The following is a 12,951-nucleotide window of genomic DNA, read 5'->3' as shown; positions in this document are numbered from 1 at the left end:
ATGAGACTGATAGTGGGTCCGCTGCCCGCAGCCGTCTACTGGCGACGCCGCGCCATGGTGCTCGGCGCGCTGCTGGTTGCCGTTCTCATGATCACCCTCGTGGTACGCGGCACCGGCAGCGGCGGCGCCCAGCAACCATCCGCCAACGGCACGCCGTCGAGCGCTGGTGTGTCACCCGCATCGGCGGCGGGCGTGCCCGGCGGGAGCCCGGCGGCGTCACCGAGCGACGGCGTCATCACGCCGGTGTCCGAACTGCCTCCGTCGCCGAGCGCGGACGCCGAAGGGCCGGGCGAGGGCGAAGGGGACGGCGAGACCGACCCGAACGCCTGCACCGACGCGGAGATCAAGGTGACCGCGAAGCCGGCGCAGACCACGCTCAAGCGCGGCAACGATCTGCTCATCACGCTGCTCATCAAGAACACGTCGAACCGGACGTGCAGTCGTGACGTGGGGGCCGATCTTCAGGAGCTGCGGATTCTGAAGAGCACCGAGAAGGTGTGGTCGAGCGATGACTGCGGGGGGCCGCGGGGGCATGAGGTGCGGTCGTTCCCGCCGGCGCATGAGCGGTCGTACACGGTGGTGTGGAACGGGCATTCGAGTTCTGCCTGTGAGAAGTCGATCAAGCGGGTGCCGGATGGGCCGGTTCCTGCTGCTGGGGAGTATCGGCTGTATGCCCGTGTTGGGACGGCTATCTCTGCTTCGGTGACGTTGAAGCTCACGTAGGGCGGTGGGTCGCTGCGCCGGGGGAATGCTCTTGGCGCTGGGGCCGCAAAGAGCGCGGCCTTTTACGCGCCTGCGAGCATTCCCCCGGCTCCGCTTCTCGCCGTAGCCGATGGTGGTCAAGGCGGGTGGGCAACCCCAGGGGCCAGAGAGCGACAGCCTTACCAGCCCACATGCCGTCCCCAGAGCAACGCGCAGCCACCACCCGTAAGCCGCGAACACGCGTCACCATCACCCATGAACGATCTGTTTGCCCTGGTGCCCTTTCGCCGGGGCGTGACCCGTCTCCTGTCGCGCCCTGAACCGGGTCACACGGGTGGGGCGGGAGGCTGTCGCTTTGCGGGAAAAGGGTGCCCTTTTTACCTGGTTACCTTGTGAGGGTGCGTGGAGCGGGGGTTGGGGTCGAGCGCGTAAAAGGCCGCGCTCTTTGCGGCCCCAGCGCTCGACCCCAACCCCCCCGGGACGCGACCCCGTCACCGCCTCAGACATACCGCTCAAGAATCGACGTCTCAGCAAGCCGCGACAGACCCTCACGGACACCACGAGCGCGAGCGTCCCCGACCCCGTCCACGGCCTGAAGGTCCTCGACGGTCGCGCCCAGCAGACGCTGGAGGCTGCCGAAGTGGTCGACGAGCCGGTCGACTATCGCGCCGGGCAGGCGGGGTACGCGGGCCAGGAGGCGGAAGCCGCGCGGGCTGACGGCGGCGTCGAGGGCCTCGGTGCTGGCGGGGTAGCCCATGGCCTTGGCGACGGAGACCAGGTCGATGAGTTCGCTGGCGGTGAGCAGGTCGAGCTCGACCAGTGCTTCTTCGACGGTTCTGGTCTTGCGGTTCGGGGGGAGGTAGTCGCGGATGACGAGGGTGCGGTCGGCGTCCACGCCGGCCATCATCTCGTCGAGCTGGAGGGACAGGAGGCGGCCGTCGGTGCCGAGTTCGACGACGTAGCCGGCGATCTCGTCGGAGATGCGGCGGACCATCTCCAGGCGCTGTACGACGGCCAGGGCGTCGCGGACGGTGACCAGGTCCTCGATCTCCAGGGCGGAGAGGGTGCCGCTGACCTCGTCGAGGCGCAGCTTGTACCGCTCCAGGGTGGCCAGGGCCTGGTTTGCCCGGGACAGTATCTGTCCGGAGTCGTCCAGGGTGTGTCGCTGGCCGGCCACGTAGACGCCGATGATGTGCATCGACTGGCTGACCGAGATGACCGGGTATCCGCTCTGCTTGGAGACGCGCTCGGCGGTGCGGTGCCGGGTGCCGGACTCCTCGGTGGGGATGGAGGCGTCGGGCATCAGGTGTACGGCTGCGCGCAGGATGCGGGTGCCGTCGGCGGAGAGCACGACGGCGCCGTCCATCTTGCACAGCTCGCGCAGGCGCGTGGCGGAGAACTCGACGTCGAGCGGGAAGCCGCCGGTGCACAGGGTCTCGATGAGTTTGTCGTACCCGAGGACGATGAGGGCGCCGGTCCGGCCGCGCAGGATGCGCTCGAGGCTGTCGCGCAGTGGCGTGCCCGGAGCTACCCGTGCCAGGGTGGCGCGCAACGGATCACCGCCGACTGCGGCGGTGTTCCAGGTGGTGTCGCGATCGATCGGCACGGGCACAGTCTACGGGGCCGTCGGAGGATGCCCGCCTGCCCGTGGTGGGAGCGTCACTCAGCGGACAACCGTGCAGCCCAGTGCAGTGCCGTACGCAGATCGGACACCTCTTCGACCCGTAGCTCGCCCGCCGGTGTGCCGGTTGACGACGGACCGCAACCGGGTGGTACCAGAGCGTATTTGAAGCCGAGCCGGACCGCCTCAGCCAGGCGGCGGGGGACCGCGCCGACGCGGCGCACCTCACCCGTGAGACCTACCTCACCGATGGCTGCGAGCCGGGGCGACATGGACAGGTTGAGCCCGGCGGACGCGACGGCAAGCGCGATGGCCAGGTCTGCGGCGGGCTCGACGACCCGGATGCCGCCGACCGTCGCGGCGAACACCTCCTTGTCGTGCAGCGCCATGCGCTCGGTGCGCCGCTGCAGCACGGCCAGCACCATGGCCAGCCGGGCCGAGTCGAGGCCCGACACGGTGCGCCGCGGCGAGCCGGCCACGGTCGCCCCGATCAGCGCCTGCACCTCGGTGACCATGGCACGGCGGCCCTCCATGGCCACGGTCACGCAGGTCCCTGGCACCGGCTCGGCGTATCGGGTCAGGAACAGCCCCGACGGGTCGGGCAGCGAGGCGATGCCGCCCTCGTGCATCTCGAAGCAGCCGACCTCGTCGGCGGCGCCGAAGCGGTTCTTCAGCCCGCGGACCAGCCGCAGCGAGGAGTGCTTGTCCCCCTCGAAGTGCAGCACCACGTCGACCAGGTGTTCGAGCACCCGTGGGCCTGCCACGTTGCCGTCCTTGGTGACGTGGCCGACCAGCACGGTCGCGATGTTGCGCTCCTTGGCGACGGCGACCAGCGCGGCGGTGACCGCCCGCACCTGGGTGACGCCGCCGGGCACGCCGTCGTTGCCGGGGGCGGCGATGGTCTGCACGGAGTCGAGCACCAGCAGGCCCGGCTTGACCGCGTCGAGGTGGCCGAGCACCGCGGCCAGGTCGGTCTCGGCGGCCAGGTAGAGCTGCTCGTGCAGGGTGTTCATGCGCTCGGCGCGCAGCCGGACCTGGCTGACGGACTCCTCGCCGCTGACGATGAGGGCGGGACTGCCCGCTCCGGCGGCCCACTGCTGGGCGACGTCGAGCAGCAGCGTCGACTTGCCTACGCCGGGCTCGCCGGCCAGCAGCACCACCGAGCCGGGCACCAGGCCGCCGCCGAGCACCCGGTCGAGCTCGCTGACGCCGGTGGCGACCGCGCGGGCGGGCAGGGCGGAGATGGTGGCGATGGGCCGGGCGGGCTCGCCGGGGGCGCGGGGGGCCACGTTGCGCATCGCGCCGAGGGCCGGACCGGCCGAGGCTTCGATGACCGAGCCCCACTCGCCGCATTCGGGGCAGCGGCCGAACCACTTGGGAGGCTGATGCCCGCACGCGTCACAGACGTATCCGGGGCGTGCGGGCTTCGCCGTCTTCGAGGTGCTGCGCACTGTCACGTGCGCAACCTACCCCGTGGGTGTGTCAGTGGCCGGTGCCCTCTTCGCCCGCGCGGGTCGGCGGCGGGGAGGGGGGCAGGCGCGACGGCATGGTGGCCGGCGGCGCGATCGGCACCACGGTGCCCGGCGGGGTCTCGATGACCACGCCGTTGGAGAAGGTCAGCTTCAGGTGCACGCCCTCGCCGTTGACCACGGGCTGCTTGAGCCCGGTCAGGGCGAGGAACTGGCCGCTGGCCGGGGTCAGTTCGAGGTAGCCGCCCACCGGGATGGTGAGCTTCGCCGGGGCCGCGGTGGCCGGGCTCGGGCTGGCGTCCGGCTCCGGGCTGGCCGACACCTTCGGCGACGGGCTGCCGGCCGCTTTCGGCGACGTGGTCACCGACGGGCTCGGGGACTGCGCGGCCGGGCTCGGGCTCGGCTTCAGGTCGGCGGCCGAGGCCAGCTTGACGCCGGCCGCGTCGTTCGACTCGAACTTGTCGAGCGTGATCGGCTGCTCGGTGTCGTTGAAGAGGCGCAGCTGGAGCGGCGCGGTCGCGCCTTGCGCGTAGCCGGTCGGGCCGGCGTAGGCGACCATCGCGTCCCGAAGCGCGACGTTGCCGCCGTTGGGACCCGGAACGGTCCAGCTGAAGCCGGGCACGGCCGCCACCTGGTCGGCGGTCTGCGAGTTCATGCCGGCGCTGCAGCCGGTCAGGGCCAGGGCAGCGGCGGCGGCACCGCCGGCCAGGAGCATGGTGATCGAGCGAGTCACGGGCCCAGCGTAGTGTCCGGCGATCGAGGCCCCGCAGCCGACCCGCCGCTGATCACAGCGCGCCGCTGAGCACCAGCAAAGCCAGGTCCACGGCGGCCACGGCGAGCAGCGCGCGGAAGGCGGCACGCGGCGCCGCGTACCAGCCGATGACGATCAGGACGACGGCCGTGAGCAGCGCCCCGGCCCCGGCCCACAGCGGCGGCCGGGCCCCGGCCAGCAGGGTGAGCGTCGCGGCCAGCAGCAGCCCGGAGGCCGCGGCGAGGCTGCGCCGGGCGCCCAGTCGCTGGGGCAGGCCGCGGATCCCGGTGGCCGCGTCGTCGGCCAGGTCGGGCACCGCGTTGAGCAGGTGTGCCGCGCCCGCCAGCAGCGCCGCCGCGGCGACCAGCCAGCCGGCCGGCATGGGCGCGCCGGGCAGCGACGTGCTGACGAAGATCACCAGGCAGGCGAAGGACACCAGGTAGGGCGCGATCGACCATGCCGTCGCCTTGAGCGGCCAGTTGTACAGGTGGGCGGAGAGCACGGCGATGCCGAACCAGGCCCCGGCGGGCCAGCCCCACCACAGGCAGGCGGCGGCGGTCGCGGCGGCGGCCACCGCGGCCGCGACGGCGACGGTACGGCGGCCCGCCGGGTCCCCGGCCAGCGGTTTGTCAGTCCGCCCGACGGCCGCGTCCCGTGCGGCGTCGATGGCGTCGTTCGCCCAGCCGACCGACAGCTGGCTCAGCGCCACGGTCGCCATGACCGCGGCGACACCGCCCGGGGTGTGGCCCATGCCCACGGCCAGCAGGCCGCCGAACACGGTGACGGCGAGGGCGGGCAACGGATGACATGCGCGCAGCAGACCCAGCGGTGACATCTGGTCAGTGTCGCGCGTCACGGTTACTGTCGCCGACCGTGGACAACAGACGAGGTCGTGCCGCTGTCGGCTCGCTGGCCGTGGTGACGCTGCTGCTTGCCGGCGGGTGGTGGTGGCGGTCCGCGGAAGCCGTGCCGCCCCGGCCGGCACCGCAGCCGTCGCCCTCGCCCTCGCCGTCGTGGCACGCCGCGGTCGACGAGCTGGCCGGGCTGTGGGCGGACCGCCCGAGCAGCAGCGTGGTGGCGGTCCAGCCCCCGGTGGCCCTGTCCGCCGACAAGCCGCTCTTCCACCAGGTGAAACTTCCGCATGGCGCGTTCGAGCTGCACGCAGCCTGCGTCGGCGACACGGGCACGATGCGGGTCGTGGTGGCCGACGCCGCCGGCCGCGCCGTGTTGGAGGTCGACGTGGCGTGCTCGCCGGAGGTCTCGTACCGCACGGAGCCGCTGCTGCTGCCGAAGGACGTCGGGCAGCTGCAGATCACGATGTCGCTCGCCGGCACCGGCGGCGCGGTCGGCGGCTGGCGGGTGCTGGACGAGCGCGCGCCCGGCGGGCCGGACCAGTGGCGGCTCCAGGCGCAGTCCGGCCTGCCCGCCGACCGGGCGGCCCGGATGCTGTTCGACGACTGGTTGACCGGCGGCCAGACCTCGACGGCCGAGGTGTCCCTGTCCGGGCTCACCGAGCTGCGGGTGACCTGCGCCGGGGAGATCATGCTCCGGGTGGAGGTCGCCGAGCAGGGGAACTGGTACCAGGTGGCGCCCACCTGCAACTCCCGCTACCCGTATGTGACCACCCTGGGCTCCGCTGGAACCGTGCGCGTGACGCTGACCGGGCTGGGTCCTGACGGCACGGTGTGGGTGCGCGCGCAGGCGGTCCGGCTGCCACCGGGGGCGACGCCCCGCGACGGGATGCCGCTGCCGGCTTCCTCCGCGGCCGGCTGATCGCGAGGCCGGGTCCGGGGCTGTCGACCGGGCCGGCCTAGGTGCCGGTCGGGTGTCCGCCCGGCGGCGGCGAGCCGACCGGACTCGGCGCCGTGGTCGGGGACGAGTCTGCGGGGGCGGAGACCGCCGGGCGCACGGGTGGGCCGGGCTGCGGTGACTCGGGGGTCGTCCCGGTCAGGCCCGGCCAGGCGATGAGCAGCAGGCTCAGCAAGGTGATCACCACGGCGATGGCGAGCACTATGAGGGGCAGCACCAGTGACGGCTGATCCGGATCGTCGATGCGTTCAGGCAGGTGCAGCCGCCGTCGCCAGCGTGCCCGCCAGGCTGCGCGTCGTGCGGCCCTGACTTCGGCCCGCAGCTCCTCCCGGACCCGCTCGGCCTCTTCGGCCAGCTCAGCGGGGTCATCGGGAATGACGACCTCTCCCCATTCGGGCGGGAGGTCCGGAAGGCCGTTCCCCAGCGTGCCCATCGCCGGCTCCTCGCGCGTTCAAGCACCGCGTCTCTCTACTGTCCCGCGTCGTACAGACTCACGCTAGTGGCGCGTCGGAGGAGATTGAGGACTGTTCGCGATGCGGACATCCGGTCCTACAGACGCCAATGAGTGCAGAAAAGGTCACTCAGCGTAGCGGAAGAAGCGTTGCCGAGCTGTGTCAAGCAGAAGAAATACGGCTCACAACGGGGGTGAGCTGCGCTAACTGTGCAAGACGGGCTGGGACTGCGCGGCACGCCCGTGTTACCCTAGACACAGCGAAAGGGGTTTCGTACCTATGGATTTCAGTGTCGGCGAGACCGTTGTCTACCCCCACCACGGGGCCGCACTCATCGAGGCTATCGAGACCCGCACCATCAAGGGCGAGGAGAAGCTTTACCTCGTCCTTCGGGTCGCTCAAGGCGACCTGACGGTGCGGGTGCCCGCCGAGAACGCCGAGATCGTCGGCGTGCGTGAGGTGGTTGGCGAAGAGGGCCTGTCCAAGGTTTTCGACGTCCTCCGCGCCCCGCACACCGAGGAGCCGACCAACTGGTCGCGGCGCTACAAGGCGAATCTCGAGAAGCTTGCCTCGGGTAACCCGCTCAAGGTGGCGGAGGTCGTGCGTGACCTCTGGCGCCGTGAGCGTGAGCGTGGTCTGTCGGCGGGGGAGAAGCGGATGCTTGCCAAGGCTCGGGACATCCTCGTCGGCGAGGTCGCGCTCGCCGAGAAGAGCACCAAGGACGGAGCCGAGGTTCTCCTGGACAAGGTGCTTGCTGAGGCGTGACCCGCACAACGGCAGTGTCATCTGATATCGATAGCCGCGACGTTCCTGCGCCTCACCGGCGCAAGGACGTCGCGGTTCTCGTTCCCGCCGCGGGCATGGGGGTGCGCCTCGGCGGCGGAACCCCCAAGGCTCTGCGTGAGCTGGCCGGCGAGCCGCTGCTGGTGCACGCCTGCCGCCGTCTCGCCCTGGCCCCGTCGGTGGCGATGATCGTCATCGCCGCGCCGCCTGGCGACGTGGACGCGGTCCGCGCGCTGGTGCCCGGCGCCACGGTGGTGCCCGGCGGCGCGACCCGGCAGCAGTCGGTGGCCGCCGCCCTGGCCGTCGTACCCGAGTCCATCGAGGTCGTGCTGGTGCACGATGCCGCCCGCGCGCTTACCCCGCCTGAGCTGGTCGAGGCGGTCGCCGCCGCGGTCCGGTCCGGCGCGGCCGCCGTGGTGCCCGCCCTGCCCGTGGTCGACACCATCAAGCGCGTGGACGCCGGCGAGCACGTCCTGGAGACCGTCGACCGCGCCCCGTTGCGCGTGATCCAGACTCCGCAGGGCTTCCCCCGAGCGACGCTCGTCCGCGCCCACGCCGAGGCCGTCGACGAGCACACCGACGACGCCGGCATGGTCGAGCGCCTCGGCCACAAGGTCCACTGCGTCCCCGGCAGCGACCTGGCCCTCAAAATCACCCGCCCCCTCGACCTCCTCATAGCCGAATCCCTGCTGGCAGCCCACCCCCTCTAGCAGGTTGATCATGAACTTGTGGCAGGGTTCGACGGTGTCGCCACCCTGGCGCCGCGATGATCGAGGAGGCAATCCGTGAGGGTCGGGATCGGGACGGATGTGCACGCGTTCGACGAGACCCGGCCGTGCTGGGTCGCGGGCCTGCACTGGCCCGACTCGCCAGGCCTGGCCGGGCACTCCGACGCCGACGTCGCCGCGCATGCCGCCTGCGACGCCCTGTTCAGCGCGGCCGGTCTCGGCGACCTGGGTGCGAACTTCGGCACCGATCGTCCGGAGTGGTCCGGTGCGGCCGGCGTCGTGCTGCTGGCCGAGGCCGCCCGCCGCGTGCGAGCCGCGGGTTATGCGGTCGGCAACATCTCGATCCAGGTGATCGGAGTGGCCCCCAAGATCGGTAAGCGGCGGGACGAGGCGCAGCAGGTGCTCTCGGCTGCCGCGGGCGCTCCCGTGACCGTGTCCGGCACCACCACCGACGGACTCGGTCTCACCGGCCGCGGAGAGGGCCTCGCCGCGATCGCGGTGGCGCTGGTGCACCCCGATCTCCAGGCCCCCCGGTCCCATCAGCCGTAAGTGCGAGACCGGGCAAGACAGTGCGGGAATGAGGGCGGACTGCCGCCCGGTTCCCGCACCGTCCATCTCGGTGGTCGGGAGAGGCCGAGCCGGCGGTTTCACCCCGGGGCGCGGCCCGACCACGTCCAGGCGTACCCGGGGTCTTCGCAGGAGAGCGCCGGCTCGCACAGGTCCAGCGGGCGGAATGTGTCCACCATGACGGCCAGTTCGTCGAAACGTTCCGCCCCGATCGAACGTTCGGCCGCACCCGGCTGCGGCCCGTGGGTGAACCCGGACGGGTGCAGCGAGATCGAGCCCTGGCCGATACCGGAGCCGCGGCGCGCCTCGTAGTCGCCGCCGGTGTAGAAGAGCATCTCGTCGGAGTCGACGTTGTGGTGGTTGTACGGCACCGGGATGGCGAGCGGATGGTAATCCACCTTGCGCGGCACGAATGAGCAGATCACGAAGTTCGGACCCTGGAAGGTCTGGTGCACCGGCGGCGGCTGGTGCAGCCGCCCGGTGATCGGCTCGAAGTCGTGGATCGAGAACGCCCACGGGTAGAGGCATCCGTCCCAGCCCACGACGTCGAACGGGTGCTGGGCGTACACATGCCGGGTCCAACCACGACGGTGCTGCACCAGCACCTCGACGTCGCTACCGTCGACGAGCAGCGGCTCGTCGGGTCCGCGCAGGTCGCGCTCGCAGTAGGGGGAGTGCTCGAGGAACTGCCCGCGCACGGACAGGTACCGCTTGGGCGGTCCGATGTGCCCGGTGGCTTCGATGACCAGCAGCCGGGTCGGCTCCAGCGGGACCAGCCGGTGCACCACCGAGGTGGGGATGACCACGTAGTCGCCCTCGACCGCGTCCAGCACGCCGAACACCGACTCCACCCGCAGCCGGCCGGCCTCGACATAGAGGCACTCGTCGCCGATCGCGTTGCGGTACAGCGGTGAGGGGGCGTCGGCGAGCACGTACGAGATGCGGCAGTCGTCGTTGGCCAGCAGGTGCTGCCGGCCGAGCACGGCGTCGGCACCGGACTGGTCCAGCTTGTGGGTCTGCAGGTGGCGGGGCTTGAGGGGGCGGTTCGGCAGCCTGGTCCAGGCGGGCGGGTCGAACTCCTCGGCCGCCACGATCGCGGTCGGCGCGTGGCGGTGGTAGAGCAGCGAGGAGTCGGAGGAGAAGCCTTCCTGACCCATCAGTTCCTCGGCGTAGAGGCCGCCGTCGGGCTTGCGGAACTGCGTGTGCCGTTTCCGCGGGACTTCACCGACGCTGCGGTAGTACGGCATGGCCAACCTCCTGTGTCGCTTTTAGGAGCGGTGTCCACTTTACGAAGAGATCCGTCCGATAATCGGACGCTCTTGTCCGCTCTATGTAGCGTCCACTAGATTGACTGATCATGTCAACGCCACCGCTGCTGGCACAGCTGCTCGACGATGCCGCGGTCTTCCCGCCCGGCAGCGCCACGCTGCCCGACGCCGTGGCGGCCCACCGCGAGCATCGCCGCGCCTGGTACGCCCCGCTCGTCGGCCCGCTCCTGGTGCCCGCCTCCCAACTGCGCGAGCTGGGCACACTCGTGGCTTCGGGCGAGGAGCTGCAGGTAGGCGTCATCGCCGACGGGCCGACTGCCGACTGCTTCCTGCCGACGCCCGCGGGGGTGCGGGCCGTCCAGGTCGAGGCGGCCATGGCGCGTCGCGGCGAGGACCCGTCACCCGCCCTGCACGACTTCCTGCACCGGGTACGCGACAGCGGGCTGCGCGGATACGCGGAGATCCCGCTCGCCTGGGGGCTGCTGGCCGCGCTCGACGTGCTCGCGCAGGCCCGCGGGACCGGGCTGCCGGTGTCCGCGAAGTTCCGCACCGGCGGCCTGGCGGCCGAGCTGTTCCCCACGCCCATGGAGCTGGCCGCGGTGATCATCGCGTGTCACGAACGCGAGCTGCCGTTCAAGCTGACCGCCGGGCTGCATCACGCCATCCGGCACACCGACCCGGAGACAGGCTTCACCCACCACGGCTTCCTCAACGTGCTGGCCGCTGCATGCGCCGCCGCGGAGGGGGTGGAGGTGACCGAGGTCACGGGGCTGCTGGCCACCACCCAGCCGCTGACCCTGATCGAGGCGGTGCGCTCGCGCCGCACCCGTGAGCGGCCGCTGTGGGTCGGCTTCGGCACCTGCAGCATCCCTGAGCCACTCGCGGACCTGCAAAAACTCGGACTACTGGACGGACGCCCGTGAGCGGGCGCGCCGATCGAACCATCTCACCGGTGCATCGTGGCGCTGGTGAGCGCAGCGAGGAGAAGGCATGACCTGGGTGCCCGAAGCGGCCGGCAGCGGCTACGACCTGAACCACCTTCCGTACGGCGTGATCGTGGCGCCGGACGGAAGGCCGCGGTGTGCCGTACGCATCGGTGATTCTGCTTTTGATCTGGACGCCGCGGAGGCCGCCGGGTTGATTCTCGCCGGGGACAGCCTGCGGGCGTCGAACCTGGACGCGTTCCTCGCGCTGGGCCCGGCGCACTGGTCGGCGGTCCGCGCCCGGATCACCGAGCTGCTCGGCGACCCGGCTCATCGCGCCGCGGTCGAGCCGCTGCTGATTCCGCTGGCGACCGTGACCAACCTGCTGGCCTGGACCGTCGCCGACTACGTCGACTTCTACTCCTCCGAGCACCACGCCTCCAACGTCGGCCAGATCTTCCGGCCCGGCGGGGCGGCGCTGCTGCCGAACTGGAAACACCTGCCCATCGGCTACCACGGCCGGGCGGGCACCGTCGTGGTCAGCGGCACGCCGGTGGTACGACCCAGCGGCCAGCGCGCCGCGGACGATTTCGGCCCGTGCCGGCGCCTGGACATCGAAGCCGAAGTCGGGTTCGTGGTCGGGGTCGGTTCCGCCCTGGGCGAGCCGGTGCCGTGGCAGCGTTTCGCCGAGCACGTGTTCGGCGTGGTGCTGGTCAACGACTGGTCGGCCCGTGACATCCAGGCCTGGGAGTACCAGCCGCTCGGCCCGTTCCTGGGCAAGTCCTTCGCGACCTCGGTGTCGGCGTGGATCACACCGCTGGCCGCGTTCGGCGAGGATGCCTGGACCGCGGCGCCCGCGCAGGACCCGCCGGTGCTGCCGTATCTCGACGACGACCGCCGGGCGCTCGACCTCGGCATCACCGTCGAGTGGAACGAGACCACGGTGGCGACGCCCCCGTTCCGCACCATGTACTGGACGCCGGCGCAGCAGCTGGCGCACCTGACCGTGAACGGGGCGAGCCTGCGTACCGGCGATCTCTACGCGTCCGGCACGGTGTCGGGTCCGGAGCGTGGCCAGGTGGGTTCGTTCCTGGAACTGACGTGGGGCGGCAAGGAACCGGTCGTGGTCAAGGGCGAGGAACGCGCGTTTCTGGCCGACGGAGACACCGTCGTGTTGCGCGCCCGCGTGGCAGACATCGAGCTCGGTCCCGTTGCAGGGACTGTTTTCCCAGCTCACGTCTAATGTGATCGGGGCCGCACCACCCCGATTTGCATGGTCGCCCGGCGTTTGCGTAATGTTCTCTCTGCCAGCGCGGAACGGACAAAAGAGGCGAGCGAAGAGCTCAAGTCGAAGTTCGGAAAACGCCGGACATCTGGGTGGTGCGGGACTTGCGCTCGCGAAACCGACCGGGTAATGTTCTTCGAGCCGGCAACGAGCCGGGCGGATGAGTCCGCCGAGACCAAGTCTCGGAAGTGACCGCCGGCCGGGTTGCAGGTTCTTCCGAACTGATCTAGCTGCTGAAGTAGCTGTGGTGCGTTCGGGCTGGGAAGCCGCGACATGGATGCAAATCGATCCTGAAAAATCAGGAAAGATTCGCTTGACACGGAGCGACAGACCGGGTAAGTTGGATGAGTTGCCCCGAGCGGGATCCCACGATGTGGGACACCAGCAAGGTGTGTGCTTGTTCTTTGAGAACTCAACAGGGTGCTATTTAAGCCAAGTGCCAATTATTGGCCATCCCGGCTTTTTCCGGGGTGGTTGCTTTGGTGATGGATTCGGATTCGGACATTTATTTGTCGGGGTTTGATCTTTTGCCGGGTTTTTGAATTCTTTTTGGAGAGTTTGATCCTGGCTCAGGACGAACGCTGGCGGCGTGC

At 70.8% G+C, this 12,951-nt stretch carries 13 protein-coding genes; 7 read left to right on the top strand and 6 right to left on the bottom strand.

All coding sequences use genetic code 11. The features are described 5' to 3' along the window. The gene (locus tag FLL47_RS07300; protein WP_144119693.1) at positions 1–723 is read left to right on the top strand and encodes a hypothetical protein; all 723 of its coding nucleotides are present in this window, start codon (positions 1–3) and stop codon (positions 721–723) included. A gap of 478 nt (positions 724–1,201) precedes the next feature. Here the strand turns inward: FLL47_RS07300 and disA are convergent, their stop codons facing one another. The 4 genes from disA to FLL47_RS07280 are packed head-to-tail and all read right to left on the bottom strand — an operon-like array spanning position 1,202 to position 5,378. After that, complete coding sequence (gene disA, locus FLL47_RS07295) at positions 1,202–2,308, bottom strand: DNA integrity scanning diadenylate cyclase DisA (RefSeq protein ID WP_425457661.1); 1,107 nt, start codon at positions 2,306–2,308, stop codon at positions 1,202–1,204. Positions 2,309–2,361: 53 nt separating this feature from the next. Further along, complete coding sequence (radA, locus tag FLL47_RS07290; protein WP_144119691.1) at positions 2,362–3,780, bottom strand: DNA repair protein RadA; 1,419 nt, start codon at positions 3,778–3,780, stop codon at positions 2,362–2,364. 25 nt (positions 3,781–3,805) lie between these two features. Then, on the bottom strand, positions 3,806–4,525 hold the full coding sequence (locus tag FLL47_RS07285) for a copper chaperone PCu(A)C (protein WP_186315602.1): 720 nt from the start codon (positions 4,523–4,525) through the stop codon (positions 3,806–3,808). A 52-nt stretch (positions 4,526–4,577) separates the two neighbouring features. Next, on the bottom strand, positions 4,578–5,378 hold the full coding sequence (locus FLL47_RS07280) for a UbiA family prenyltransferase (protein ID WP_144119690.1): 801 nt from the start codon (positions 5,376–5,378) through the stop codon (positions 4,578–4,580). Positions 5,379–5,416: 38 nt separating this feature from the next. Here FLL47_RS07280 and FLL47_RS07275 point away from each other — a divergent pair, with 38 nt between their 5' ends. Further along, complete coding sequence (locus FLL47_RS07275) at positions 5,417–6,316, top strand: hypothetical protein (protein ID WP_144119689.1); 900 nt, start codon at positions 5,417–5,419, stop codon at positions 6,314–6,316. 37 nt (positions 6,317–6,353) lie between these two features. Here FLL47_RS07275 and FLL47_RS42725 read toward each other — a convergent pair whose 3' ends face one another. Further along, complete coding sequence (locus FLL47_RS42725; RefSeq protein WP_186315601.1) at positions 6,354–6,785, bottom strand: hypothetical protein; 432 nt, start codon at positions 6,783–6,785, stop codon at positions 6,354–6,356. 298 nt (positions 6,786–7,083) lie between these two features. Here FLL47_RS42725 and FLL47_RS07260 point away from each other — a divergent pair, with 298 nt between their 5' ends. The 3 genes from FLL47_RS07260 (at position 7,084) to ispF (ending at position 8,864) form a co-directional block, all read left to right on the top strand. Beyond that, positions 7,084–7,569: a CarD family transcriptional regulator gene (locus FLL47_RS07260; RefSeq protein ID WP_120317389.1), complete on the top strand. Its 486-nt coding sequence runs from the start codon at positions 7,084–7,086 to the stop codon at positions 7,567–7,569. A 26-nt stretch (positions 7,570–7,595) separates the two neighbouring features. After that, positions 7,596–8,297, top strand: coding sequence for a 2-C-methyl-D-erythritol 4-phosphate cytidylyltransferase (ispD, locus tag FLL47_RS07255; RefSeq protein ID WP_281286675.1), 702 nt, complete (start codon positions 7,596–7,598; stop codon positions 8,295–8,297). 75 nt (positions 8,298–8,372) lie between these two features. After that, positions 8,373–8,864, top strand: a complete 492-nt coding sequence (gene ispF / locus FLL47_RS07250; protein ID WP_144119685.1) for a 2-C-methyl-D-erythritol 2,4-cyclodiphosphate synthase — start codon at positions 8,373–8,375, stop codon at positions 8,862–8,864. Positions 8,865–8,962: 98 nt separating this feature from the next. Here ispF and FLL47_RS07245 read toward each other — a convergent pair whose 3' ends face one another. Continuing rightward, a complete protein-coding gene (locus FLL47_RS07245; protein ID WP_144119684.1) occupies positions 8,963–10,129 on the bottom strand; it encodes a homogentisate 1,2-dioxygenase in 1,167 nt (388 codons plus the stop codon). A gap of 110 nt (positions 10,130–10,239) precedes the next feature. Here FLL47_RS07245 and FLL47_RS07240 point away from each other — a divergent pair, with 110 nt between their 5' ends. Together FLL47_RS07240 and fahA are read left to right on the top strand one after the other, a co-directional pair. Continuing rightward, positions 10,240–11,073: a hypothetical protein gene (locus FLL47_RS07240; RefSeq protein WP_144119683.1), complete on the top strand. Its 834-nt coding sequence runs from the start codon at positions 10,240–10,242 to the stop codon at positions 11,071–11,073. Between the two features lie 67 nt (positions 11,074–11,140). Next, positions 11,141–12,316, top strand: coding sequence for a fumarylacetoacetase (gene fahA / locus FLL47_RS07235; protein ID WP_144119682.1), 1,176 nt, complete (start codon positions 11,141–11,143; stop codon positions 12,314–12,316). The last annotated feature ends 635 nt before the right edge of the window (positions 12,317–12,951 follow it).

Origin of the sequence: Catellatospora sichuanensis (assembly GCF_007483665.1) — a bacterium.
In the GTDB taxonomy this organism is placed as follows: Bacteria; Actinomycetota; Actinomycetes; order Mycobacteriales; family Micromonosporaceae; genus Catellatospora; species Catellatospora sichuanensis.
The sequence above is the reverse complement of the archived record's forward strand: the minus strand, read 5'-3'. Positions and strand labels throughout refer to the sequence as shown.